This window comes from Dokdonia sp. Asnod2-E02 (genome assembly GCF_045063915.1).
Lineage (GTDB): Bacteria > Bacteroidota > Bacteroidia > Flavobacteriales > Flavobacteriaceae > Dokdonia.
On sequence record NZ_JBEFNX010000005.1, the window covers coordinates 1,255,493 to 1,280,650 of the forward strand.

Annotated in this window: 22 protein-coding genes and 1 tRNA gene; 10 read left to right on the forward strand and 13 right to left on the reverse strand. The window is 38.8% G+C overall.

All coding sequences use genetic code 11. The features are described 5' to 3' along the window. Window positions 1–18 precede the first annotated feature (18 nt). Window positions 19–1,308, reverse strand: a complete 1,290-nt coding sequence (locus tag ACJJVM_RS05640) for a c-type cytochrome (RefSeq protein WP_405211052.1) — start codon at window positions 1,306–1,308, stop codon at window positions 19–21. A 221-nt stretch (window positions 1,309–1,529) separates the two neighbouring features. Between ACJJVM_RS05640 and ACJJVM_RS05645 the strand changes: the two genes are divergently transcribed. Further along, window positions 1,530–1,919, forward strand: coding sequence for an SPOR domain-containing protein (locus ACJJVM_RS05645; protein WP_299147623.1), 390 nt, complete (start codon window positions 1,530–1,532; stop codon window positions 1,917–1,919). 291 nt (window positions 1,920–2,210) lie between these two features. Here ACJJVM_RS05645 and infB read toward each other — a convergent pair whose 3' ends face one another. Genes infB through rimP form a run of 3 tightly spaced genes read right to left on the reverse strand, consistent with a single transcriptional unit; the run spans window position 2,211 to window position 6,744 of the window. Then, the gene (gene infB, locus ACJJVM_RS05650) at window positions 2,211–4,982 is read right to left on the reverse strand and encodes a translation initiation factor IF-2 (protein ID WP_405211053.1); all 2,772 of its coding nucleotides are present in this window, start codon (window positions 4,980–4,982) and stop codon (window positions 2,211–2,213) included. 53 nt (window positions 4,983–5,035) lie between these two features. Then, window positions 5,036–6,268 carry a transcription termination factor NusA gene (gene nusA, locus ACJJVM_RS05655; protein ID WP_298353094.1) on the reverse strand — a complete coding sequence of 411 codons (1,233 nt, stop codon included), beginning with the start codon at window positions 6,266–6,268 and terminating at the stop codon, window positions 5,036–5,038. An 11-nt stretch (window positions 6,269–6,279) separates the two neighbouring features. Further along, on the reverse strand, window positions 6,280–6,744 hold the full coding sequence (gene rimP / locus ACJJVM_RS05660) for a ribosome assembly cofactor RimP (RefSeq protein ID WP_405211054.1): 465 nt from the start codon (window positions 6,742–6,744) through the stop codon (window positions 6,280–6,282). Between the two features lie 214 nt (window positions 6,745–6,958). Between rimP and ACJJVM_RS05665 the strand changes: the two genes are divergently transcribed. Continuing rightward, entirely contained in the window at window positions 6,959–7,792 is an 834-nt protein-coding gene (locus tag ACJJVM_RS05665; RefSeq protein ID WP_298353088.1) for a universal stress protein, read from the forward strand. Between the two features lie 174 nt (window positions 7,793–7,966). Further along, window positions 7,967–8,314, forward strand: coding sequence for a hypothetical protein (locus tag ACJJVM_RS05670; RefSeq protein WP_405211055.1), 348 nt, complete (start codon window positions 7,967–7,969; stop codon window positions 8,312–8,314). 108 nt (window positions 8,315–8,422) lie between these two features. Here the strand turns inward: ACJJVM_RS05670 and ACJJVM_RS05675 are convergent. Continuing rightward, window positions 8,423–8,495, reverse strand: a tRNA-Gln gene (locus tag ACJJVM_RS05675). A gap of 256 nt (window positions 8,496–8,751) precedes the next feature. On the opposite strand from ACJJVM_RS05675, the gene ACJJVM_RS05680 reads away from it, so the two are divergent. Further along, a complete protein-coding gene (locus ACJJVM_RS05680; RefSeq protein ID WP_405211056.1) occupies window positions 8,752–12,057 on the forward strand; it encodes a DUF2723 domain-containing protein in 3,306 nt (1,101 codons plus the stop codon). A gap of 12 nt (window positions 12,058–12,069) precedes the next feature. Then, entirely contained in the window at window positions 12,070–12,735 is a 666-nt protein-coding gene (locus ACJJVM_RS05685; RefSeq protein ID WP_405211057.1) for a polysaccharide deacetylase family protein, read from the forward strand. A 1-nt stretch (window position 12,736) separates the two neighbouring features. Here the strand turns inward: ACJJVM_RS05685 and ACJJVM_RS05690 are convergent, their stop codons facing one another. The 3 genes from ACJJVM_RS05690 to ACJJVM_RS05700 all read right to left on the reverse strand — a co-directional run bounded on the left by ACJJVM_RS05690 (window position 12,737) and on the right by ACJJVM_RS05700 (window position 15,376). Beyond that, the gene (locus tag ACJJVM_RS05690) at window positions 12,737–13,036 is read right to left on the reverse strand and encodes a co-chaperone YbbN (RefSeq protein WP_035327138.1); all 300 of its coding nucleotides are present in this window, start codon (window positions 13,034–13,036) and stop codon (window positions 12,737–12,739) included. A 64-nt stretch (window positions 13,037–13,100) separates the two neighbouring features. Beyond that, window positions 13,101–14,327, reverse strand: a complete 1,227-nt coding sequence (locus ACJJVM_RS05695) for a metallophosphoesterase (protein ID WP_405211058.1) — start codon at window positions 14,325–14,327, stop codon at window positions 13,101–13,103. A 77-nt stretch (window positions 14,328–14,404) separates the two neighbouring features. Continuing rightward, on the reverse strand, window positions 14,405–15,376 hold the full coding sequence (locus tag ACJJVM_RS05700; protein ID WP_405211059.1) for a type I phosphomannose isomerase catalytic subunit: 972 nt from the start codon (window positions 15,374–15,376) through the stop codon (window positions 14,405–14,407). Between the two features lie 90 nt (window positions 15,377–15,466). On the opposite strand from ACJJVM_RS05700, the gene ACJJVM_RS05705 reads away from it, so the two are divergent. Continuing rightward, window positions 15,467–16,408 carry an ABC transporter ATP-binding protein gene (locus ACJJVM_RS05705; protein WP_405211060.1) on the forward strand — a complete coding sequence of 314 codons (942 nt, stop codon included), beginning with the start codon at window positions 15,467–15,469 and terminating at the stop codon, window positions 16,406–16,408. Here ACJJVM_RS05705 and ACJJVM_RS05710 read toward each other — a convergent pair whose 3' ends face one another. After that, a complete protein-coding gene (locus tag ACJJVM_RS05710) occupies window positions 16,409–16,867 on the reverse strand; it encodes a 3-oxoacyl-ACP synthase (protein ID WP_405211061.1) in 459 nt (152 codons plus the stop codon). A 44-nt stretch (window positions 16,868–16,911) separates the two neighbouring features. Next, window positions 16,912–18,027 carry an NAD(P)/FAD-dependent oxidoreductase gene (locus ACJJVM_RS05715; RefSeq protein ID WP_405211062.1) on the reverse strand — a complete coding sequence of 372 codons (1,116 nt, stop codon included), beginning with the start codon at window positions 18,025–18,027 and terminating at the stop codon, window positions 16,912–16,914. A 67-nt stretch (window positions 18,028–18,094) separates the two neighbouring features. Between ACJJVM_RS05715 and ACJJVM_RS05720 the strand changes: the two genes are divergently transcribed. Genes ACJJVM_RS05720 through ACJJVM_RS05735 form a run of 4 tightly spaced genes read left to right on the forward strand, consistent with a single transcriptional unit; the run spans window position 18,095 to window position 22,188 of the window. Next, window positions 18,095–18,577, forward strand: coding sequence for a toxin-antitoxin system YwqK family antitoxin (locus ACJJVM_RS05720; protein ID WP_405211063.1), 483 nt, complete (start codon window positions 18,095–18,097; stop codon window positions 18,575–18,577). 4 nt (window positions 18,578–18,581) lie between these two features. Further along, window positions 18,582–19,274, forward strand: a complete 693-nt coding sequence (locus ACJJVM_RS05725) for a glycosyltransferase family 2 protein (RefSeq protein WP_035327121.1) — start codon at window positions 18,582–18,584, stop codon at window positions 19,272–19,274. Continuing rightward, window positions 19,274–20,764 (forward strand): cellulose synthase family protein, encoded by a 1,491-nt coding sequence (locus ACJJVM_RS05730; RefSeq protein WP_405211064.1) that lies wholly within the window; start codon window positions 19,274–19,276, stop codon window positions 20,762–20,764. The genes ACJJVM_RS05725 and ACJJVM_RS05730 overlap by 1 nt, the downstream gene beginning before the upstream one ends. Continuing rightward, window positions 20,761–22,188 carry a mannosyltransferase gene (locus ACJJVM_RS05735; RefSeq protein ID WP_405211065.1) on the forward strand — a complete coding sequence of 476 codons (1,428 nt, stop codon included), beginning with the start codon at window positions 20,761–20,763 and terminating at the stop codon, window positions 22,186–22,188. Before ACJJVM_RS05730 ends, ACJJVM_RS05735 begins: the two co-directional genes overlap by 4 nt. Here the strand turns inward: ACJJVM_RS05735 and ACJJVM_RS05740 are convergent. The 3 genes from ACJJVM_RS05740 to ACJJVM_RS05750 are packed head-to-tail and all read right to left on the reverse strand — an operon-like array spanning window position 22,166 to window position 25,153. Then, window positions 22,166–23,824 (reverse strand): ArnT family glycosyltransferase, encoded by a 1,659-nt coding sequence (locus ACJJVM_RS05740; RefSeq protein WP_405211066.1) that lies wholly within the window; start codon window positions 23,822–23,824, stop codon window positions 22,166–22,168. The two genes, ACJJVM_RS05735 and ACJJVM_RS05740, sit on opposite strands and share 23 nt — an antisense overlap. After that, window positions 23,821–24,441 (reverse strand): lipid-A-disaccharide synthase N-terminal domain-containing protein, encoded by a 621-nt coding sequence (locus tag ACJJVM_RS05745; protein ID WP_298353044.1) that lies wholly within the window; start codon window positions 24,439–24,441, stop codon window positions 23,821–23,823. Before ACJJVM_RS05745 ends, ACJJVM_RS05740 begins: the two co-directional genes overlap by 4 nt. Beyond that, a complete protein-coding gene (locus ACJJVM_RS05750) occupies window positions 24,434–25,153 on the reverse strand; it encodes a glycosyltransferase family 2 protein (RefSeq protein ID WP_405211067.1) in 720 nt (239 codons plus the stop codon). The genes ACJJVM_RS05745 and ACJJVM_RS05750 overlap by 8 nt, the downstream gene beginning before the upstream one ends. Window positions 25,154–25,158 lie beyond the last annotated feature (5 nt).

Genomic DNA, 25,158 nt, shown 5'->3' on the forward strand with positions numbered 1-25,158 from the left:
AAACTTAAATTCTGTTTATTAGTAGTGACACTTACCACATTCTAGACCACCCATTTGAGCAGCTGTCACTTTCTCAACTCCATACTTCTTTGCAAGTTGCTCGTGTATCTCTTCGTAATATGCATTACCCTCAATCTTCACGTTAGTCTCACGGTGACAGTTTATACACCATCCCATCGTAAGAGGAGCATATTGATACATTACTTCCATCTCCTCTACAGGTCCGTGACATTTCTGACACTCTATACCAGCTACACTTACGTGCTGTGAGTGATTAAAGTATGCAAAGTCTGGAAGGTTATGAATACGCACCCACTCTACAGCCTGAGTCTCCCCAGTATATGATTGAGTTGCCTCATCCCAACCTACAGCTTTGTATAGCTTTTGGATTTCCTTATCATAAAACTCCTTAGAGTAATCTTCAGTAACAGAACTAAACTCAGACTCAGGTCCAGCAACTTCTGCGATAGACTTGTGACAGTTCATACACACATTAAGAGAAGGAATACCAGAATGCTTAGATACTCTTGCAGAAGAGTGACAGTATTTACACTCTATTGCATTCTCTCCCGCGTGAATTCTATGCGAATAGTGAATAGGCTGCACAGGCATATACCCTTGATCAACCCCTACTTGTGACATCCACCCGTAAGCGAAATATGCACTTCCTAATAATAAGAAGATTACCGAAACCAATACTAAGAATTGATTTTCAACAAATGCTTTCCAGATAGGCTTACGCTTTTCCTCAACCGGCATTTCAATTCCCTGAGCAGAAGCAAACTTGTTAAGTGTGTTATTTACTAAAAACAACACCGCTACAAGAAGCAATAACACAAATCCAAGGATAGCAAGGATAAGATTATTTGAAACTCCACCAGGCTGAACCTCTCCATTCGGAACTTTCGGTGGAGGTGGAGTTGCCATTGGCGTATCTGTATAAGCAAGAATGTTATCTATATCTGCATTAGACAATGCAGGAAAAGAGTTCATCACTTTATTACCATTCTCCTCATATACTTTTACAGCAAGAGGGTCTCCAGACTTAATAAGTCCCTGGCTATTCTTGATCCACTTATACAACCACTCACGGTCGTACTTCTCAGAAACCTGATGAAGTAACGGCCCAGTCATAGGCTTATATAATTTGTGACAAGCTGCACAATTTGCTTTAAATAAAGCCTCACCAGCCTTAGCATCTGCCGCTGGTGCATCTTGCGCAAAAAGAGAACTAGATAACGTGAGAAGCACCACCGCAGCTAGGGTAAGTATTCTCGAGAATGAATTTTGGCGTTTAACCTGTATCATATTAATATTGAATTAGCTTCAAAAAGATGGCACGGTTTTTACACTGTTAACGTTGTTAAGAGCCTGTTAAACCCGCGCACAAAATGGTATGCAAAAATACTACACAAACTGCATTTTTTAGGGCACCTTACAGGGGTTCTTACTAATTTATAATAGTTCTAAATAATAATATTAATTTGTTTAAGTTTTTATCTTTTACCTTTGTTCAAAATCAGCAAATTATGAGCGTACAACCGTTTCAACATATCGTAATTGCCATAGCAGTTACCCTTACTTTTTCCGCTTTCGCGAAAGCGCAATCTGCACAAGTAACCGTAAATCAAGATGATAGAATCACAGAACTACTAGACCTTAAGAGCAGCCTTACTAAAGATAACAAGCTTGCAGATAGATATAAAATACAACTGTACTCAGGAAGCCTAAACACAGCCAGCGCTACACTTAAGAAGTATCGCAACCGCGTAGGCACCTGGACATCTGCCATTAAACACGAGACACCTAACTATAAAGTATGGATAGGTAACTTTAGAAATAGACTTGAGGCAGATCGCGCACTTATCGAAATAAGAAAAGAGTTTTCTAGCGCTTTTATATTTAAGCCAGATAATTAGAAAATAATATCACGTTTATAAAAAAACCTCAATCAGCTTTGCTATTGAGGTTTTTTTATAGCTTTAATTCTAAGAGAAACCACCACGCTCACAACAAAGAAGCAAACACCTCACAGAACAGATTAAGATACATCTAAGCCTCTCAAAAGATTACACAACTTACGACACTTGGTAAGCCACACACTACCCTAAAACAACAAAACATAACAAGTTATACGCTTTCGCGAAAGCGCATAAAAAAATCGCCTTAGATAGACTCTAAGGCGATTGTTATATAGATATAGCTTTATATTATTTAAGCTTCTTCTTTACAGCTACTTCTTGGAATGCTTCAATCACATCATCAAGTTTAATGTCATTGTAGTTTTTAATCTGCATACCACAATCGTATCCTTTTGAAACTTCTTTTACATCATCCTTAAAGCGCTTAAGTGCAGCTAGCTCACCTGTGTAAACTACTACTCCGTCACGTATAAGACGTATGTTTGAATTTCTAAAGATTTTACCGTTAGTTACCATACAACCTGCGATAGTTCCCACCTTAGATATCTTAAAGGTCTCACGTATCTCTGCTGTACCTGTAATCTCCTCACGCATCTCTGGTGATAACATTCCCTCCATCGCATCTTTAAGATCATTGATCGCATCATAGATGATAGAGTATGTACGGATATCGATTTCTTCCTTATCTGCTACCTGTCTAGCATTACCTGCTGGACGTACATTAAACCCGATAATAATCGCATCTGAGGCAGAAGCAAGCAATACATCACTTTCTGTAATAGCTCCTACACCTTTGTGTATAATATTTACAGCTATCTCTTCTGTAGATAATTTCTGGAAACTATCTGTAAGTGCTTCTACAGATCCATCCACATCTCCTTTAAGGATAATATTAAGCTCCTTAAAGTCTCCTAGAGCAATACGTCTACCTATCTCATCAAGTGTGATATGACGTTGTGTACGTACGTTTTGCTCACGTTGCAGTTGTGTACGCTTAGTTGCAATATCTTTTGCTTCACGCTCATCCGTCATTACAACAAACTTATCACCTGCTTGTGGCGCTCCGTCTAGTCCTAAAACAGATACTGGAGTAGAAGGTCCAGCCTTCTTTATTTTCTTACCACGCTCATCGTGCATCGCTTTTACTTTACCAGAGGTAGTTCCCGCTAGTACGTAATCACCCACTTGAAGCGTTCCTGCTTGTACAAGAATTGTAGATACATATCCTCGACCTTTATCTAAGAATGCTTCTACTACGGTACCATTTGCATTTCTATCTGGGTTTGCTTTAAGCTCTAAGAGCTCAGCTTCAAGTAATACTTTCTCAAGCAGTTCTTTTACACCAGTTCCTTTCTTTGCAGAAATTTCTTGAGATTGAATTTTTCCACCCCAATCTTCTACAAGAAGATTCATTTGCGCAAGTCCTTCTTTAATCTTCTCAGGGTTTGCCGCTGGAAGGTCAATTTTATTTATTGCGAAAACTATAGGCACTCCTGCCGCCTGAGCGTGAGAGATTGCCTCTTTAGTTTGTGGCATTATATCATCATCTGCAGCAACTACAATAACAGCAATATCTGTTACTTGAGCACCACGGGCACGCATTGCCGTAAAGGCCTCGTGACCTGGAGTATCTAAAAAGGCAACTTTCTTACCATCTTCTAGCTGTACACCATATGCACCTATGTGCTGTGTTATCCCTCCACTCTCACCTGCAATTACATTTTCCTTACGGATGTAATCAAGAAGTGATGTTTTACCGTGATCTACGTGACCCATTACTGTCACGATAGGAGCTCTTTCTACTAGATCTTCTGGAAGGTCTTCTACATCTTCTATAGCATCCTCAAGATCTGCAGTTACAAACTCAACAGAATAACCAAACTCATCTGCAACAATAGATAGTGTTTCGGCATCTAGACGCTGGTTCATCGTTACCATCATACCCAGTGACATACACGCAGATATAATTTGTGTTACACCCACATCCATCATCGTAGCAACTTCACTTACCGTAACAAACTCTGTTACCTTAAGGATTTTGCTTTCTGCATCTTGTTGAGCTAGATCATCTTCTGTCTTTTGTCGGTGTTGATCTCTTTTATCACGACGGTACTTTGCACCTTTTCCTTTGTTAGACTTTCCTTGAAGTTTTTCAAGTGTCTCACGTATTTGTTTTTGTACTTCTTCTTCTGTAGGCTCTGCCTTAACAACACGTCCTCTTCCCTTTCCAGAGTTACCACGATTGTTATTGTTTCCTCCACGATTATTTCCTCCCGGCTTACCTCCACCTGAACCAGGCTTTGTAATACGGCGACGACGTTTTTTCTTATCGTCTGAAGAAGTTTTCTTTTCTGGTTTCTTAAACTTAGAAAGGTCAATTTTTTGACCTGTAAAGTTAGGTCCATCTAGTTTTTTGTAATCTGTCTTAATGACTTCATCACCTAGACCCACTTCTTTTTCTGGAGTTTCAGCCTTCTTAGGCTCTTCCTTCTTTGCAGCAGGAGCCTTAACTTTCTTTGCTTCCTTTTCTATAGGAGCAGCTTGCTTAGGCTTTTCTTCTTTTTTCTTTTCTTCTACTACCGGAGCAGGTGCAGGAGCAGCTTCTTTTACAGGAGCAACTGGCTTTTCTTCCTTTTTAACCTCCTCTTTCTTAACCTCTTCTTTCTTCTCTTGCTTTGGAGCAACAGGTTTTCCAGATGCTTTAGAAAGATCGATTTTACCTACTTGCTTTGGTCCATCTAGCTGTGCTTTAGCCTTAACAACCTCTTGCTTCTTAGGTGCTGCTGCTTTCGCCTCAGCTTTTGCTTCAATTTCTACTTCACGAGCGGCGCGCAATGCTTCCTTCTCTTTTTCTTTTGCCTCAGCAACCTCCTTAGAAGCTACTCTTTTATTAGCATCCGTTTGAAATTCACCCGAAAGCACCTCGTAAATTTCTGTTGAAATTTTCGTAGTCGGACGTGCCTCTATCTCAATACCCTTAGAATCCAAAAATTCTACGGCACGATCAAGAGAAATATTAAATTCCCGTAATACCTTGTTTAATCGCATTGTTGCTGCCATAAACTGCTCTAAATTATTATCTATACCTACTTTACTATTGCGAGTAGGGTACTTTATTCTTCAAATTCTTCCTTGAGGATACGCATCACATCAAGTACTGTTTCTTCTTCAAGATCTGTACGACGTACAAGATCACTTACATCCTGCTCCAGTACGCTACGTGCTGTATCAAGACCTATTTTTCCAAAGGCTTCGATTACCCAAGCTTCTATCTCATCTGAGAACTCTGTAAGCTCAACATCTTCTTCTACACCTTCTCTATACACATCAATCTCATAACCAGTAAGCTGTCCAGCTAGACGGATGTTATGACCACCACGTCCTATTGCCTTACTTACCTCTTCTGGTTTAAGAACTGCTTGTGCAGTTTTATTTTCTTCATCTATCTTAATACTTGTAATACGCGCAGGGCTCAATGCTCTGGTGATATACAAATTAAGATTAGTCGTGTAATTAATAACATCTATGTTTTCATTACCAAGCTCTCTTACGATACCGTGTATACGAGAACCCTTCATCCCAACACAGGCTCCTACTGGGTCGATACGGTCGTCATAAGAATCTACAGCTACCTTTGCCTTCTCACCAGGAATACGCACCACATTTTTAACAGTAATTAAACCATCAAATACCTCTGGTATCTCTGACTCAAACAACTTCTCCAAAAACAATGGAGACGTCCTAGACATTATAATAGCAGGCTTATTACCTTTAAGCTCTACGCTCTCAATTACCCCACGTACATTTTCTCCTTTTCTGAAAAAATCTGAAGGTATCTGACGATCTTTTGGCAATATAATCTCGTTACCATCATCATCAAGTAATATAATTGCTCTGTGACGTATATGGTGAACCTCTGCCGTATACAAATCACCTTCAAGCTCTTTAAATTGCTTGTATATGTTTGTATTATCGTGCTCGTGTATCTTACTAATCAAATTCTGACGCAAAGCTAAGATGGAGCGACGCCCTAAATCAATAAGCTTTACTTCCTCTGACACATCTTCACCTACCTCAAAATCTTCTTCAATCTTACGTGCGTTTGTTAATGATATCTCTTCATTATCATCTTCCACCTCACCATCTGCCACAACCACACGGTTACGCCAGATCTCTAGATCTCCTTTGTCAGGGTTAATAATTATATCAAAGTTATCGTCACTTCCAAAACGTCTTTTTAACGTACTTCTGAACACCTCTTCTAAGATGGCCATTAGGGTCACACGATCTATTAATTTATCGTCCTTAAATTCTGAAAAAGAATCGATTAACGCTAAATTCTCCATATCAACTTTTGTTAAAATTTAATCATCACTTTTGCTTGCACTATCTCGCTATAAGGAATCGTTTCTATCTTTTGAACGGTCACTTTTCCTTTTCCCACAGGTTTTGGCTCTCTTGTTTTCCAAGTAAGCGTTACATCTGCTTCTGTAGCATCGGTCATTAATCCTTCGACTTGCGACCCATCCTCTTTCTTTACTTCTAGATGTCTCCCGACGTTCTTTTTATATTGCCTAGGTATCTTTAAAGGGCTTGTAGCACCAGCAGACATCACTTCTAGAGAAAAATCTTCTTCTTCTCTATCTAAGTTATGCTCAACCTTACGGCTTACCGCCATACAATCTTCTACTCTCACACCAGTGTCACCATCTATAATGATTTTCACCTCGTTATTCCCTTGAATATCAAGACTAATCAAGAATAAATTAGGATTCTCGTCTAGCGCCTCTTGTAGTAAATTGGTTACTTTTTCCTTCAACATATAAGCCTATAAAAAGAGGGGACCGCTGTCCCCTCTGTATTCACTGCGTCTTTCAACGGTGCAAATATACTACAAATTATCCGTTATTAAAAGCCGTAACAGCTGGCTATTATTTTGTAATTTTAAGAGACCCAGCATTTAAAGTATTTAAAACCATATTACTCATCCACAAGGTCACGTATTATGGTATTGTTTAACTATAAACTATATCCTTATGATTAAAAAAATACTTGTACCCACAGACTTCTCAGAACAAGCAGAAAATGCACTTAGAGTGGCTGCAGATCTTGCTAGGCGCCACAACGCATCTATAAACCTATTACATATGGTAGACTTACCTATGCAACTTGTAGATGCAGTTACTGGACAGCAAAGTGATTTACCAGAAGCTATATTCTTTATGAAACTGGCTCACCAGAAGTTTGAAACAATGATGAGCGCTCCTTACCTAGAAGGAATTAACATAGAAGAAACAGCAGAGTTTGACGGAGCATTTGAGGGTATTATGGACTACGTAAACAAGTACGAATCTGACATAATCGTGATGGGATCCCACGGCGATAGCGGGTTACACGAATTTTTTATAGGCTCTAATGCTGAGAAAGTAGTAAGAAACTCCAAAGTACCTGTGCTTATAATAAAGCAAAAACACGAACTTTTTAAACTTGACAAGTTTGTATACGTAAGTGACTTTAAAGAAGAGAACCACACAGCATTTAGAAAAGCCGCTGCTTTTGCTCTAGATAGCGATATAAAACTACATATGCTTTACGTAAATACCCCGAGCAACTTTCAGACTACCCACGAGATAGAAGCCACTATGAAAGAATTTATGGCAAAAGAACCAAACTTTACAAACTACTCTCTCAATATCTATAATGACAACAGCATAGAAAGCGGCGTCCTACATTTTGCAGAAATGATAGATGCTGGAATTGTAGGCATAGGTACTCACGGCCGAAAAGGACTCTCTCACTTTCTAAACGGCTCACTAAGCGAGGGACTTGTTAACCACGCCAAAAGACCCATTATCACCTTTAGGATTTAAAATTAATCACCCAGAGATACTCCACAAGACACCTCACTATTATGTAGAGGTGTTTTTTTTGCTTTCGCGAAAGCGCAATACAACTCAAAATAATATGTTAACTAACTGCTAATTAGCATTTTATTATAAATTAAAGAAGTAATCACTACGTATCTTTCTGGAAAATAAACGGTTATGAACAGATCATTAAAACACACCATCCTTAAAGAGCTTAACACTCTTATAGATTACAGTTGTGAGCCGCACACCGCTCAACCCGTAGACTTCTCAAGCCTACACAAAGCATTAATAAAGAAATATTTTCAAGCAGAAAATGTAAGCTTTGATTTAGAGAATCAAATGGTGTTACTCGAAGTTATGGTAGATCTATCTATTAATGAGACCGCACAAGTACAAGTGCCGGTAGATTATGCGAGGTTTAATGATTTCTTAAAGTCGTGCATAGAAGACAATCACAGTTCTTTACGCTATTATAAAAATATGCTCACTTATTATCACGTCATTAAACCAATATCTGCTTAAAACATTAATTACAAAGCAATCACAATATTAAATGTAAAATTTCCCCAATTTACTTCTTGACTATTGAAATAAAAAAAACCCGACCTAATTAAAGGTCGGGTTTTTAAGTTGGCCCACTAGGTCTCGAACCTAGACTCTTCTGTACCAAAAACAGACGTGTTGCCAATTACACCATAGGCCACTATGTTTTTTCAATAGCGAGTGCAAATTTAAAGGAAAGTTTTACATTCACAAACATTATTTAAAAAAAAATAGCTCATTTTTCAAAAATTACTTTTCACATTACAAAAATCCTGCGATAACCAGCTATAAATGAAGCTCAGAGCATAATTGTTAAAATTTCAAATTTTTATTTTTAAGAAATAATTAATGCCCCACCTACGTTACCACAAATCAGGGGTATTGCTTAACTTCGTCCCTTGACAAAATATAACATAATGAGCGACTTCAACTTTGCGAAGTATAACAAGATTCTGGGCTGGACTGTATTTGCCATTGCCCTTATAGTATATTCTCTTACCGTAGAGCCTACGGCTAGTTTTTGGGACGCCGGAGAGTACATATCTACCTCGTCAAAACTTGAGATAGGCCACCCGCCGGGAGCACCTCTTTATCAAATACTAGGAGCCTTTGTTTCTATTTTTGCTCCGGACCCAACTTATATTGCCCTTGCAGTAAACTACCTATCCTGTTTAAGTAGTGCATTTACTATACTGTTTATGTTCTGGTCACTCACTTTATTGCTTACAAGAACGCTCACAGAAGAAAAGGAACTCATCACAAAAACTAAGCAGCTTGCCATCCTTGCAAGTGCTGCCATAGGGTCACTTGCATTTGCATTTACAGATAGTTTCTGGTTTAATGCTGTAGAGGCAGAGGTTTATGCACCTGCTGCAGTTGTACTATCCTTACTATTCTACCTTGGGCTATTATGGGAACGTGATATGCACAAACCTCGTGGTAACCGCTGGCTCATACTTATCTCATTTATTGTGGGACTCTCTTTTGGGATACACTTTATGGGATTACTTACCATACCTGCTATAGGTCTTCTTTACTTTTTTAAAAATACAGAAAAGGTAACCCCAAAAAACCTTCTTATCGCCCTAGTTATTGTGGTAGCTATACTGATGTTTATTTTTAAACTACTACTACCGTACACCCTGTCACTTTTTGGATACCTAGAAGTATTCTTTGTAAATTCTATCGGGCTTCCGTTTAATAGCGGGACTATTATTGCTGGTTTAATTTTAGTAGGACTGTTTTATTATGGGTTAACGCTTTCGCGAAAGCGTAACAAACCCCTCATACATACTACGCTCTTATGTATGTTATACATTTTTATAGGATTCTCAAGCTGGATGATGCTTCCTATACGTGCAAATGCAGGAACAACAATAAATGAAAACAATCCATCTAATGCTAGATCACTACTCTCATACTATAATCGTGAGCAGTATCCAGAAACAAAACTCTTTTACGGACCACAGTTTACAGCAGACTATGCTGGATTAGATCCAGATACTCCCTACCTAGATAAGCCAAAACTTTATGAGAAAGATGAAAAACTAGGCAAGTATGTAGTTGTAAACCAGTGGCGCAATGCAAAGCAAAATCTTGATGATGCACACAGTGCGATTTTACCAAGAATGTGGAGCCCAGAAAATAATGCAAACTATATGCAGTATACAGGGCCACTTAAATTTAGCATTAAGTATGACCCTAGTATGCCAGAAGAAGATCGCCAGTATCTTCAAGATGTCGTAACTCAGTTTAAAATAGATTATAGAGATGGCAAGGTAAACTATGAAGGGTACGATGCTTTCTTAAAAAGTCAGATAGGTCAATATCTCGATGTAGAAAAACCATCTTTTGGTGATAATATGAACTATATGTTCAGCTTCCAGTTTGGGTATATGTACTGGCGCTACTTTATGTGGAACTTTGTAGGTCGCCAGAACGACATACAAGGTAAAGGTGATGACTTTAATGGCAACTGGATTTCTGGTATAGACTGGCTAGATGGTATCTTTTTAGGACCGCAAGAGAACCTACCGTCTGATGTTGAGAACAACAAGGCACGCAACACGTACTACTTCTTACCATTATTATTAGGATTACTAGGTCTACTCTTTCACGCAACTAAAGACTGGAAACGCTTTGCAGTGTTACTCGTGTTTTTCTTGTTTACAGGCCTTGCCTTAAAAGTATATCTCAACGAGCGTGCTTTTGAACCTCGTGAGCGCGACTATGCGCTTGTAGGTTCCTTTTATGTGTTTGCAATGTGGATAGGTTTTGGCGTTTATGCTCTCTTTGATATTGTAAAAGATTTTATAAAACCTAAAATAGCAATGCCTATTGTGGCTGTAGTATGTTTACTAGCTGCACCTGTACTTCTAGCATCTCAAAACTGGGATGACCACGATCGTTCTGGCAGAAAGACAGCGCTAGCAATGGCAAGAAAATACCTAGACTCTGTAGATGAGAATGCCATCATATTTACCATAGGTGATAATGACACCTTTGCCTTATGGTATGTACAAGAGATAGAAGGCTATCGTACAGATGTGCGTATTGTAAATACAAGTTTAATAAACACAGACTGGTATTTTGACCAGATGAAGCGCGCTGCATATAAAAGTCCGCCGGTGCCTAGCACCCTCACTCACGACAAGTATGCGGCAGATAATAGAGAGGCGCTGTTTTATCAAGAGACCAAAGACTCCATTATTTCAATCGGACAGTGGATGAACTTTATCGCAAGTGACGACCCAAGGACTAAGGTTGAGTATGCAAAAGGGCAGTTCTTTAATACCTTCCCTAGCAAGAAAATAAGAATCCCAGTAGATAAAGAGTCTGTACTTAAAAACAAGATTGTCCCTATAGATGATGCAGATGAGATTGTACCATACATAGACATCGAGTTAAGTGGCAATGTGCTTTATAAAAACAGATTGCTTATGCTAGATATTATAGCAAGTAACAACTGGGAGCGTCCTATCTACTTTACGGGTGGAAGCTTTGGTGATGATGATTACTTATGGATGAAGGATTACCTGCAGCTAGATGGTGTTACCTACAAGCTCATCCCTATACGCACACCTATAGACCCTCGTAACCCGTATGATATGGGTCGCGTAGATGCAGATAAGATGTATGATATTGTAAAGAAATGGTACTGGGGTAATAGCGGTAGTCCAGACATTTATCACGATCGTGAGACGCGCACAAACGCAATTACCTACAGAGGTAATATGGCACGTCTAGTAGAGCAATTACTAGCCGAAAATAAGCCAGAAAAGGCTAAAGAGGTTATGGATCTCGCGATGGAAAAAATGCCAGTAGACATCTTTGAATTCTACACACTAGTTGAACCATACATCACTGGCTATTATGAGATAGGAGAAAAGCAGCGCGCTCAAGCCATATGGCAAGAAGTAGCTGCAAAGTACCAAGAACAACTCAAATACTTTAGCGCGCTAGATGCAGAGCTACAATACAAGTACTATGAAGAGATACTTACAAACATTGAGAAGTATAGAAGCCTTGTAGACCTACTTATCATAAATGATGATAGAGAGCTCTTTGAAAAAGAGGCTCAAATTTATGACAACTATATGCGCTCGTTCCCCTACCTACTAGGAGATGATGAGGAGCCAGAAAATGGTGCTGTAGAAGCACCACTAGAAACTGTACCAGCAACAGGTGGTGCAATTAATGCAGACTCAATCATAGAGGAGTAGAGATATTAGCACGTGTACTTAAAACTGTCCAGAGTCCCAGTATTCCTTAAGTGGTTATATCCACAATGGTATGTTTGGGACAAAAAGACTAGTAAGAAAACGGTCTATCTCACTTTTGATGATGGCCCGGTACCGGAGGTGACAGAGTTTGTTTTAGATACGCTTTCGCGAAAGCGTAAAAAACCCATCCCCGCTACCTTTTTCTGTATAGGTGATAATGTACGGAAGCATCCAGAAATTTTTAAGCGCATTTACCAAAGCGGTCACTCCATAGGAAATCACACCCAGCATCACTTGAATGGTTGGAAAACAAGCACAGACGCATATATAGATAACGTTAGGCTCGCCGAAAAGGAAATATCGACACATTTACCTTCAAAGGTAAACACGCCCACTGCGCCGCTTTTTAGACCTCCCTACGGAAAGATAAAACGCAAGCAAGCTAGGGTCTTAAAAAAACTTGGTTATACAATTATTATGTATCGCGTGATTGCCTTTGACTGGGATGCGCGTACTTCTCCAGAACAGTGTCTTGATAATGTAATTAAGAAGGCGAAAAATGGAGATATTATCGTTTTTCACGACAGTGTAAAAGCCTTTGAAAATATGAAATATGCATTACCGCGCACAATAGACTATTTTGAAAAAGCGGGCTTTACTTTTGGAAGGTTAGAATAACTTAAGAGGCATATTCTTGCATAATACCTATAATGGTATTTGCATCTAGCTCACCACTCTGGCGCCATATCATCTCGCCGTTTTTATAGATAATGAGCGTAGGCAAGCTTTTGATGCGTAGCGCATCTGCTAGTTCATTGTTCTTATCTACATCTATTTTTATGACTTTACCCTTATCTCCTACTGCCGCAGCAACATCTCTAAGTATGGGATGCATTGAGACAGAGTCTTCATTCCACTCTGTGTAGAAGTCTAAAAGAACCGGAATATTAAGATCAATAAGTTCACCAAATTTTGACATACCCTACAATTTTAATTAAACAATCAGGCGTTTCAAGCTTCGTAAAGATAGTATATTCTCCTTACTATGCGTTTTTACCACTTTTTTTCAACTCTATAACAGTTATCTCTGGCCAGATTCCTACCCTACCCGGAAAGGCTAGATACCCAAATCCTCGGTTTACATTTATATACTGTTTTGCATCTTCATAAATACCTGCCCAGTACTTGTAACGCCACTTTACAGGGCTCCACTTAAACCATCCAGGTATCTCAATACCAAACTGCATACCGTGGGTATGACCGCTCAATGTAAGGTGAAAATGTTCTGGGTGATCTTTTACCTCATACTCCCAGTGTGATGGGTCGTGACTCATCAATATTTTAAAGTCATCTTGAGCAAGACCAGAGATTGCTTTATTAAGATCTCCAGCTTTTTTAAATCCGCCTTCACCCCAGTTTTCTACACCTACTATAGCGAGACGTTGCCCATCTTTTTCAATATAATGATGCTCATTAAGGAGAAGCTTAAACTCCATCTCTTTTTGAATTTCTTTAAGTCTATCAAGATTTGCAATCTTAGCTTCTGGCGTAGGCCAGTCTATGTAATCTCCATAGTCGTGATTTCCTAAAACAGAAAACTTACCGTCACGTGCCTTGAGTCTTGCAAAGGTCTCTTTCCAAGGCTCCATCTCTGACGCCTCATTATTTACCATATCTCCAGTAAATAATATAGCATCACTTGCCTGCTCGTTTATTAAATCTATAGCGTAGTCTAGCTTTTCGGCATTATCAAAACTACCACTGTGCACGTCACTTATTTGAGTAATCTTGTATCCATCAAACGCTTCAGGTAAATCATCAAAACTGAGTGTATACTTAAGTACCTTAAAGTTATAACGCCCCTTAATCACACCATATAGAATAGAAGCAAAAGGTATCGCTGCTAGACCAAGTGCAATCTGGCTTACAAACTTACGTCTGGATGGAATTGCACCGCCCTGTGTGTTTCCAGTAAGTTTATTGACGCCTCCCTTTACAAGCCTGAATATATCCTCACCAAACATTGTCGCGATAATGACCAACTTACAAACTATCAAAATCACAAAAGAGACAATAAAGAACTGTGTAAGTGGACTCATATTGCGCCTACCTCCTGTAGAGAATTGATAAATCATCCCTCCTATTATAAATAAGGTAATAAGAAAGTATAGTATCGTACCCCATCTTCCTTTTACTAGGAATCTGAATGCTTGGTAAGCATAAATATCTAGGGCTATAATAAAGGCAATAAAAAATATGAGTCTAAGCACAAATAAAGAATTTTAACAAAAATAGCTGGTCACAACCTCCCAATACTGTATTTCACTTTTCTTTAACTATTAGTGAGCTATACAGTTACTTCAAGAATAGTAGCGCGGTCACTTATAAATTGTACAGTATCAACCTTAGCTGGAAGCACAACTGTCTGACCTTGCTTAAAATCATAGGTCTTATTATCATATATAAAAGAAGTACTTCCTGCCACACACATTAGTATGGTAAAAGAATCTTGATGACTATAATCTCTAAGTGATTTACCTTCTAGATCTAACACAGCTGTCGTAAAGTAATGATCTTCTATAACTGGAACAGAAGTATTAAGCTCAGCCTTATAAGGAGTCTTGTAATATTCACACCCATTATAATCTAGCACATCTGTAGCCTGTTCTGTATGTAGGTCTCGTTTCTTACCAGTCTTTACATCCACCCTATCATAATCATACACTCTGTATGTCACATCTGAGGTTTGCTGTATTTCGGCTAGCATAATACCAGCTCCTATTGCGTGTATTCGTCCTGCAGGAATATGAATAATATCACCTTTAGAAACATTTTCCTTGTGAAGTAAATCGATTATAGAACCCTCACTAACTGCCTTAGTGTAATCTTCTGGTTTTGTATCATTCTCAAAGCCCACTATAATGTCTGCATCTGGCTCTGCATCCATAATATACCACATCTCATTTTTACCATAAGAGTCGTGACGCGCTTTTGCTATCGCATCTCCAGGATGTACCTGCACCGAAAGTGGCTTTTCTGTATCTAAAAACTTTATGAGTAGCGGAAAATGACTTCCAAATTTATCAATCACTGTTTTCCCTAGAAAATCTGCGCCATAACTAGCTATCAACTCATTAAGGGTTTTACCTGCAAGCGGTCCATTTGAAACAATAGTCTCACTGCCAGCGACTCCAGAAACTTCCCAAGACTCACCTATATGATCTCCATCAAATTCTTTATGAAGAACTGTACGTAATTTTGTACCACCCCAAAGGCGATACTTAAAAAGCGGAGTGAAAAATAAGGGGTATAAATTCATAATAGTATAAGACTGCAAATATACGTATAGCTTACTAAAGTCGCTCTCTGCGTTTATATCTTACCCGTGATCTGTATTTTTGTAAACGCTATGCTTATACTTACAGATGTCTTATTTTCTATTTCTGAACGGTTTAATGTGGGACCTATACAACTTCAAATTGAAAAGGGTACACACGCAGCCATTATAGGCGAGAGTGGTTGTGGCAAGACCACTCTATTACAAATGATTTATGGGCTTTATGATTTAGACCAAGGCTCTATAACGTTTGATAACAAAAAGGTCACTGGTCCCGAAGAAAATCTTATTCCAGGGATGCCATATATCAAATATCTTTCGCAAGATTTTGACCTAATGCCTTATACATCTGTCACAGAAAATATTCATAAATACTTAAGCAGACTAGAGCCAGAAACTAGTCAGGCCAGAACCGAAGAATTACTAGAAGTGGTAGAAATGACTCCCTTTGCATCTGCTCACGTAAAAACGCTCTCTGGCGGACAAAAACAACGAGTAGCGCTAGCACAAACACTAGCGAAAGAACCAGAACTCCTATTACTAGATGAGCCATTCTCCCACATTGATAACTTTAGAAAAAACAAGCTGCGCAGGCGTCTCTTTGCATACCTAAAAAAGCAAAACATCACCTGCCTAGTTGCTACACACGACAGCACAGACGTTTTATCATATATGGACAAGACTATTGTTATGCGAGATGGAACTATAATCGCTCACGAGCAAACTCAAAGACTATATGACAACCCTCCTTCCTATTACGTAGGCTCCCTTTTTGGAGATCTTAATAAGCTACCTAAGCAATGGTTTTTTCCAGACGCACAAAAAGATGAGCAGCTACTGCGCTACCCACACCAGCTCACAATCTCTCCTGAGGGTATAAAGGTTGAGATTACCAGAAGTTATTTTATGGGAATCCATTATTTGATAGAAGCTTTGTGTGACGGACAATCTATACTTTTTAATTCTGAAAGCAACCTTGTAAAAGGAGACACTACATACATTAATCTCAAGTAACTAATAAATTGTAGTGATCTTTATTACGCTTTCGCGAAAGCGTACTTCATCACCTTCTCGTTTACCCATTAGTAATTGACCTATAGGTGAGCCTATACCTATTGCATAAAAAGTGCGACCATCTACTTTTATAGCTCCTACAGGAATAGAAATAAAATAGGATGCCTGTGAGGTAACGACAACGCTACCCAAGTGCACTGGACCTTCTGAAAGATCAAGCTTTATTCTAAGAAAGATTTGTTCTAGTTTTTCTATAGCTGCCAGTTGCTTGCCGGCATTCTCACGTTCTAATTGCAACATCGCTCTGCCGGTCTCGTGTTTATCTCCAGCTGTACTCTTAGTCTCCTCTCTTAATGAAGTTGCTACATTATCTAGAATTTGCTGTACCACATCTCTGCGTTGCATAAGATGCTCTTTACAAGCTTTGAGAAGTTCTTCTTTTATTTCAGAATGGGTCATAAGTGATATTACAATCTGTAAAAATAGTCTATTATAAACCTACACTACGCAATAAGATTTGCTAAGTCTTCTCCCACAGTAGCGCCTATGGCAACACCCATACCTCCTAGCCGAACCCCACAATACGTGTGGTCTGATATTTTTTTAAGTAAAGGCTGTTTCTGGCTACCTACCCCCATAATGCCACTCCACCTATGTGCTATTTCAAACTTTGTATGTGGCAGTATAACTTCTTTAAGTAAGCGTTCTAGCTCTTGCTGTATGACTTCTGTTTGTGCGATTACAGTGGTTTCCTCTCCTTTAAAATCGAGGTTACGGCCACCGCCTAAAAGTATCCTTCCATTTATATTTCTAAAATAGTAATACCCCCTATCAAGATGAAAGGTCCCTTTAAGATGCAAATCAGGTATTTTATTAGTTATCAAAACCTGTGCTCGTGCAGGTTTTACTTGAGTAAGACCTAGCTTTTTTGCAAAGCCATTTGTAGCAATGAGGAGCTTTTTTGTTTTGAACTGTACAGAGCTAGTGACAACGGTTACTTCACTAGCATTTTCGGCATAAGAAATTACGTTTGTATTATTCAAAATCAAGATTCCTTTAGACTGAGCGAGTTGCAAAAGTGATTTCATCATACGCCCAGTATCTATTTGCCCCTCACTATTATTAAAGATAACTTGATCGTAGATTCCATCACATTGCAGGTCATTTGGTTTTAAGCTATATACTTCCTTTTTGAAAATAGAAAATAGCAATTTATTTACGGTAGGTATGGCTTCAACACATTGCTTATAAAGACTGTTATCCTTCTTTAAAAATAGCTCGTAGCCTCCGTTTTCTTGATAGTCGATACTCCTATCAGTAAGCAACGCTCGCAGTTTTGTGAGGCCTTCTATTCTTTTTTTTACAAGAGCTACGACTTCGTCTTCTGAGTGTGATTTTAGATCATCTAGTATTTCTGAAATACTACCAAAACAGGCAAAACCCGCATTTTTTGTACTTGCACCATTAGGAAGCATTCCTCTTTCTAACACGAGTATCTTTGCTTTTGGAAACCTTTCGCGTAAGCGTAAAGCACACGTAAGCCCTACAATACCGCTTCCTACTACGGTATAATCTACATTAGTAAACCACGTTTCTTGCTCCCAAAAACTAAACTCCATACATCTGTTTTTGTATAAAAATACATTTTATGTGTTAGTGACTCTAACTTCTCTCGTCTAAGGTGCTATGACAGCCAAAGGTTTTATCATCTTTATTTTTGCAACTCAACTGCTTTTTATAGCAGAACCAAATAGTTACCATAAGGAGTATCATAACAATGGTACTATTAAGGCCGAGGGCTGGGTTATGGGTGAGCAAAAGATTAAGTACTGGAAATTTTACCATAGTAACGGCGAGCTTATGTCTCAAGGTCACTATGCAAATAACCTTAAAACTGACTATTGGTATTTTTACAATTCCCAAGGCAAACTAGTGCGCGAGGGGCATTATGAGCAGGGAAAAGCGCAAAATTGGTGGATTTTTTACGATATTGCGCGGCAAGAAACACGCAAAACTCAATATGTTAATAATGAGCAAGAAGGTTTTTGCTTAGTCTATAAAAACAACAAACTCATCAAAGTAGAAAAATACGAAGCAAATCAATTAAAAGGTGAATGGACAAGTGTAAGAGCTTTTCGCCGTGATAATCCAGACATCTCTTTCTACTAGCATTATGGAGCCCCTTATAAAAGTTATTATACCAGCCTACAATGAACAAGATTCTATAGGACTTGTTCTGCAAGACATTCCCGCTATTGTTAACGAAGTAATTGTAGTAAGTAATGCCTCTACAGATAACACAGAGCAAGTTGCTCAAGAAAACGGAGCTACCGTTTTAAGAGAAGAGCAAATGGGTTATGGCTATGCTTGCCTTAAAGGGATGAATTATATTGCGAGCCATACTCCTAAGCCAGACATCGTTGTTTTTTTAGATGGTGATTATAGTGATTACCCAGAAGAGCTTACTAAGATAATCGCACCTATTGTGCAAGACAACTGTGATATGGTGATTGGTGCTAGAGATAAACGCTTTCGCGAAAGCGGGTCTATGACAGGTCCACAAATTTTTGGAAACTGGCTAGCCACAACGCTTATGAGTCTATTTTTTGGCGCACGTTTTACAGATCTTGGCCCATTTAGAGCAATGAAATATGATAGCCTCCTCGCCTTAGAGATGGAAGATAAAACATATGGCTGGACAGTAGAGATGCAACTTAAGGTCTTAAAAAAGAAAATGAAATATACCGAAGTGCCTGTAAACTACAGAAACCGCATAGGCGTTTCAAAAGTATCTGGTACTGTAAAGGGCGCAGTTATGGCAGGAGTAAAAATATTAGGATGGATTTTTAAATACAGTTTTAAGTAATGATTTTAGAAATATCTATCATAGTTATCTACACGATATCGCTAGTTATCATATTTGCCTACAGTCTATCGCAACTCAACTTGCTTTTTAATTACCTAAGAGCGCAGCGCATTAAAGACGATGCCCCAAAGTTTAATTTTAAAGACCCGGCTCAAATCCCACGAGTTACTATACAGCTACCTGTATATAATGAGCTCTATGTGATGGAGCGATTACTAGACAATATTGCGTTGCTAGACTACCCAAAGGAGAAGCTGGAGATACAAGTACTAGACGACAGTACAGATGAGTCTTTTGAGAGTACAAAAAATCATATTGAGAGACTTAAAAATCAAGGTTTGGATATAAAGCACGTTACTCGTGAAGACCGCTCTGGCTTTAAGGCTGGTGCTCTTAAGGAGGGACTTAAGGTTGCAAAGGGAGAATATATTGCCATTTTTGATGCAGATTTTCTTCCCGAGCCCAACTGGTTGCAACGCACGGTACCTTACTTTAAAGATCGAAACATAGGTGTAGTACAGACCCGCTGGGGGCATATTAATAGAGAGTACTCACTACTTACTCGAGTACAAGCTTTTGCTCTAGATGCTCACTTTACACTAGAGCAAGTAGGTCGCAACAGTAAAGGTCACTTTATAAACTTTAACGGTACCGCAGGGCTATGGCGCAAGCAGTGTATAGAAGATGCTGGCAACTGGGAAGGAGATACACTTACAGAAGACTTAGACCTAAGTTATAGAGCACAGCTTAAAAACTGGAAATTTAAGTACCTAGAGGATGTAAAAACTCCAGCAGAATTACCTGTGGTTATAAGTGCAGCCCGCTCACAACAGTTTAGATGGAATAAAGGTGGTGCAGAGAACTTCCAGAAGATGTCTAAAAAGGTGGTCACAAGCAAGAGCCTTTCTACAAAAACAAAGATGCACGGCATACTGCACTTACTTAACAGCACAATGTTTTTAAACGTGCTCATTGTAGCAATACTTAGCATCCCTATGTTATATATCAAGAACGAGTATGCTCACCTTAAGCCTTACTTTTACGTGATGTCTTTCTTTGTCATAAGTAGTGTGATATTCTTTATATGTTACTGGTTTATGTTTAAGAGTATTTACGGTGGCGGTTTTAAGCAATTTATACGTTATATAGGGATGTTCTTTACATTCTTTAGTATCGCAATGGGCTTCTCATTGCATAACTCTATAGCAGTAATAGAAGGTCACCTAGGGAAACGTAGTGACTTTATACGCACCCCAAAATTTAACATAAGCGAACTCAAGGAATCTTGGAAAGGCAACAAATACATCAAGAAAAACATCTCTATAAATGTAATTTTTGAAGGGCTATTAATGCTATACTTTGCCTTTGGGATGTACTCTGCTTTTGTGGTAGGAGACCAAGGAGGAGATTTTGGATTATTCCCTTTTCACCTAATGTTATTTATAGGTTTTGGGTTTGTATTCTTTAAGTCGTTAACGAGCAAAGCGTGATAGCAGCCCTGTGGAAATATCAAAAAACCTCATTGCTTCTTGCAGTTGTTTCCCTTGTTGTTTACTACCTATTTGCACATCACTTACAAAGATCAGATTTTCCTCTTCTAGTAAGTCTTTACAGTATTTTATTTGCCTCTTTTTATCTAATTGTAAAGAGCAGTAAAAACGATTTTGGTCTCCTCTTTTTAATTGCCATTCTAGCTAGATTAATTTTTATAAATGCCACGCCTAACCTCTCTCAAGACTTCTATAGATTTATTTGGGATGGCCGTATGCTCATACAGGGTTACAACCCGTATTTAAGTACTCCACAGAGTTATATTGATGCGGGCACAACAAGCATTGTAGCACAAGCTCAAGAGCTCTACGCAGGTATGGGTACACTCAATGCTAGTCATTTTACAAACTACCCACCAGTTAACCAGCTCATATTCTTAGTTGCAGCATTCTTCTCAAGTAAAAGTATACTAGGAAGCGTTATCACATTTAGAATAGTAATTATACTAGCAGATATAGGTACAATCATCTACGGTAAAAAATTACTTACTAAGCTAGGTTTACCCATTTATAACATCTTCTGGTATGCCTTAAATCCTTTTATCATCATCGAGATGACGGGCAACTTGCACTTTGAGTCTGTGATGCTTTTTCTTGTTGTACTATCCCTTTACAAGTTATCGCAAGGCAAATGGATTTTAAGTGCTGTGTTCTTAGCACTATCTATATCAACTAAGCTATTACCGCTGTTATTTTTACCCCTATTTATGCAATACTTCTTAACCAGAGGTGGCGGTAAGACAACCCACTTTAGAAGTTCTTATCCTTGGAAAGTCCGCTTTCGCGAAATAAAAACAAACATACCTAGACTCATTTACTTTTACCTCATCACCCTAGGAGTTATGGTACTCACATTTATACCATTTTTAAGCGGTGCTTTTGCTGAAAATTTTGGCACCACCATTGCCTTATGGTTTCAAAAATTTGAATTTAACGCAAGCATCTATTACATAATAAGGTATATAGGCTATCAAGTAATAGGCTGGAATATTATAGGAGATGTAGGGCCCTTGTTACCCAAAATTGTAGTTGTACTTCTTGTACTACTCGCTCTTATACGCAACAACCGAAGCTTGCAGGCTATGATAACAGCCATCCTCATAGGGATGTTTTTTTACTTCTTATTATCAACTACCGTACACCCTTGGTATGTAGCGACACCATTATTACTCTGTGTGTTTACTAGCTATCGCTTTCCTTTAGTCTGGAGCGCTACAATCATATTAAGCTATGCCGCCTATGGTGTAAATGGCTTTAATGAAAACCTATGGCTTGTCGCTATAGAGTATATCACTGTTATAGGATTTTTTATTTGGGAAGTGTTTTGGAAGCCAAAACCTGCTACTCAACTAGATAAACACTAGCCACTTTTCTATCTGTATAATTGCGACTAGCTGGGTCTGCTGTATTAAGTTCTAAAGTAAACATAAACTTATGTTGCATATCTGGAAAGGTTTCAGATACGAGCCAATCGTCTTCAAAGAAAACAAGTGTATAAAAACTATCTTCACCTGGCATCACAAGCTCATCATCTTTACAAAGCCTTGGGATTTTTTGACCTGCAGCCCACACCATTTCTGGAGTAGCACCATTAAGTCCATACACAGGTAGTGCCGGTAAGTTCTCAAAGGCTTTAAAAGAAGTCTCAACTCGATTATCTAGTGAGCTACTCTTGACAGACTTGTGAGCATACTCCTTAAATTGAGACCGTTCATTAAAACCGACATTAACGAGTAATACAAGAGCAATAACAAGTGATAGTAAGCTCTTATAGAGCTCCTTTTTTACTAGAAAGTAAATGATACAAACCCCAGCTAAAACAACAAAAACACCGGGTAGAATATCTAATACAGAGAGGTAAGCCAATCGCCACCCCAGTGTAAGCAGCGCTAAACCTCCCAGTATAATTAAAGTACCTATCAACCCAATATTGAAATAAACCGGCAAGGTCTCTCTTCTATCTGTAAGCTTACTAAAGCTCCTTACCAGATAATGTATATAAAAACCTATTGTAAATGCAAGCGGTATTAAAACAGGCATCAAGTAACGAGACTTTTTCTCTGGTATGATAGAGAGTAAAACGACAGCCAGCAAGGTCCACAATAAGGTAAATGTGTATTCTTTATGGTGTAACACACGTGTTTTTAAATAAGGATAAAGGATACTTATAAAAGCAGGTATCGTCCAGAGACCACTTTGAACAAAAAAGCTCCAGTAGTAATAAAAAGGACGCACATTATAACTCGTCCAATTACCTGTCTCCCTTTCGGCGATTCTTGCAAAGGTTACGGGATCTGCACTTCTTACATAAATATACCAGGAGAAACCTATCACGAGCCCCATACATATGGTTATTATAAAAGGCAACCACTTTTTACGACTCGTCTCTCTTCTATATTGTATTAGGTATGCTATCACAAAAGGTAAAAACAGTGCATAGAGCGACACAGGCCCTTTGCTTAGTATAGATGCACCTAGGCATAATGCTGCGACTACCCATTTCAAGATATTGCTTTCTCCAGACGGACTTCTTAAATTACTAAAAAGGCAATAAATCCCAGAGAGCATAAATGCGTGAGCATAAATATCCCAAGGAGCCTCAAAAATGATGAGCACCACATAAAGAGATGTAACACTTATCAATCCATTAAGTAAACTATGACGAGGAGAAAGAGTAAGCTTTCGCGAAAGCGTAACAACAACACTCCCTAATAATACAACCATAAGTACCGCAGGAAGTCGCATTGCCCAGACACTTTTTATGCCAAACACATAGCCTGATAATGCCGTAAGCAAGGTAGGTAATGGTGGCTTTTCATAACGGGGCTCTCCGTTCATTGTAGTGAGTAGCCAGTTATTATCTGTGAGCATCTCTCTTGCAGAGATAAAATTGCGCGCCTCCATTATGGTTACTTCTAGCGCATCTAGAAAAGGCAATAACATACCAAGCACCACAAAGGTGATGACGAGTACAGGACGCTTTTCTAATTGCTCTATCACGCTGTTTTTGATATATAATGAAGGTATATATTACGTGCGTAAATGAAAGTACCTAACGAGTAAGAGAGGACCATTACATAATCTACTCTGTATAAAAAGTATACGAGTGACAGCAGCCCTCCAGTAAAAGAAAATAGCCAAAACCCTAAAGGTAGTGTCGCCTCTTTATTCTTTTCCGCATAAAACCATTGGTATACAAAGCGCAGAGTAAATAATACTTGTGCTACAATACCTAAAGTAAGTAGCCAGGTAGCCATCTCATCTTTTGAGAAGAGAGCAGCTAGATCAAACTTTCCATTATTCCAGCCATATGCAATGATGCCTATGGGTATGGCTATAATGAGAAACTGAGACCATTTAGGCAAGAGTTTCCACTGCTTTTGTATCTGTAGGTTTCTTATGTAAATGATGTATCCCAGCACTTGCCCTAGCATAAGCGGGAAGTCTGTACGGAAGTAACCGTATATAAACAGTACAAAGGATCCAGAAAGACTAAGCCACCAGAAGGTTAAAGGTGTTACTACCTTCTTGCTCTTTTCTGAAAGTAACCACTGCGAAAGCATTCTTCCTCCAAAGAGGATTTGGGCAAGCACAGCAAGTAACGACAGACTATCCACGGCTGGAGTTTCCTACTTTATAATTAATATACTTTTTCTTCATCCATAGATAAGCAAAGCAATCCATAAGCGGCCCTAGAAGGCGGTTCCAAACCCCAAATTTTGCCTCACCCGCCACTCGCGGAAAATGACGCACTGGCACTTGTTTTACTTTACCTTCTTGTAATAATATCATTGCAGGTAAGAAACGGTGCAATCCCTTAAACATAGGGATGCGCTGTGCATAATCTGTTTTGATAATTTTGAGCGGGCAACCTGTATCATCCATCCCATCGTGGGTAAATGAACGACGTATGCCGTTTGCAATTTTTGAAGACATATTCTTAACAAAAGAGTCTTGCCTATCTGCACGTACACCCGTAACTAGATCGTAAGGTCCTATCTCTTCAATAAGTATATTAAAATCATCTGGAGCTGTTTGTAAATCACTATCTATATAACCTACAAGCTCTGTATCTGCGTGATCAAAACCTGCTTTTATAGCGGCGCTTAAGCCACAGTTTTTTGTAAAGGCGATGTACTCAAAGTCTGTGCTACGTGCACAAATGTCTTTTATGATATCTAGACTCGTATCCTTAGACCCATCATTTACAAAAAGCACTTTACTCTTTGCTTTTGCGGTTTTAAAATAGGTGTTAAACTCAGATTCTACTCGTAAGAGATTATCTTCTTCATTATACACAGGTACAACAATGGTGAGACGATACTCCATAGTCT

Excerpts from the sequence above, each read along its gene's own strand:
- ACJJVM_RS05665 (WP_298353088.1), top strand. The coding sequence starts at position 6,959 with ATGATTAAAAAAATACTTGTACCCACAGACTTCTCAGAACAAGCAGAA.
- infB (WP_405211053.1), bottom strand. The coding sequence starts at position 4,982 with ATGGCAGCAACAATGCGATTAAACAAGGTATTACGGGAATTTAATATT.
- ACJJVM_RS05715 (WP_405211062.1), bottom strand. The coding sequence starts at position 18,027 with ATGGAGTTTAGTTTTTGGGAGCAAGAAACGTGGTTTACTAATGTAGAT.
- nusA (WP_298353094.1), bottom strand. The coding sequence starts at position 6,268 with ATGGAGAATTTAGCGTTAATCGATTCTTTTTCAGAATTTAAGGACGAT.
- ACJJVM_RS05690 (WP_035327138.1), bottom strand. The coding sequence starts at position 13,036 with ATGTCAAAATTTGGTGAACTTATTGATCTTAATATTCCGGTTCTTTTA.
- ACJJVM_RS05700 (WP_405211059.1), bottom strand. The coding sequence starts at position 15,376 with ATGAATTTATACCCCTTATTTTTCACTCCGCTTTTTAAGTATCGCCTT.
- ACJJVM_RS05725 (WP_035327121.1), top strand. The coding sequence starts at position 18,582 with ATGGAGCCCCTTATAAAAGTTATTATACCAGCCTACAATGAACAAGAT.
- ACJJVM_RS05730 (WP_405211064.1), top strand. The coding sequence starts at position 19,274 with ATGATTTTAGAAATATCTATCATAGTTATCTACACGATATCGCTAGTT.
- rimP (WP_405211054.1), bottom strand. The coding sequence starts at position 6,744 with ATGTTGAAGGAAAAAGTAACCAATTTACTACAAGAGGCGCTAGACGAG.
- ACJJVM_RS05720 (WP_405211063.1), top strand. The coding sequence starts at position 18,095 with ATGACAGCCAAAGGTTTTATCATCTTTATTTTTGCAACTCAACTGCTT.
- ACJJVM_RS05640 (WP_405211052.1), bottom strand. The coding sequence starts at position 1,308 with ATGATACAGGTTAAACGCCAAAATTCATTCTCGAGAATACTTACCCTA.
- ACJJVM_RS05680 (WP_405211056.1), top strand. The coding sequence starts at position 8,752 with ATGAGCGACTTCAACTTTGCGAAGTATAACAAGATTCTGGGCTGGACT.
- ACJJVM_RS05645 (WP_299147623.1), top strand. The coding sequence starts at position 1,530 with ATGAGCGTACAACCGTTTCAACATATCGTAATTGCCATAGCAGTTACC.
- ACJJVM_RS05710 (WP_405211061.1), bottom strand. The coding sequence starts at position 16,867 with ATGACCCATTCTGAAATAAAAGAAGAACTTCTCAAAGCTTGTAAAGAG.
- ACJJVM_RS05670 (WP_405211055.1), top strand. The coding sequence starts at position 7,967 with ATGAACAGATCATTAAAACACACCATCCTTAAAGAGCTTAACACTCTT.
- ACJJVM_RS05705 (WP_405211060.1), top strand. The coding sequence starts at position 15,467 with ATGCTTATACTTACAGATGTCTTATTTTCTATTTCTGAACGGTTTAAT.
- ACJJVM_RS05750 (WP_405211067.1), bottom strand. The coding sequence starts at position 25,153 with ATGGAGTATCGTCTCACCATTGTTGTACCTGTGTATAATGAAGAAGAT.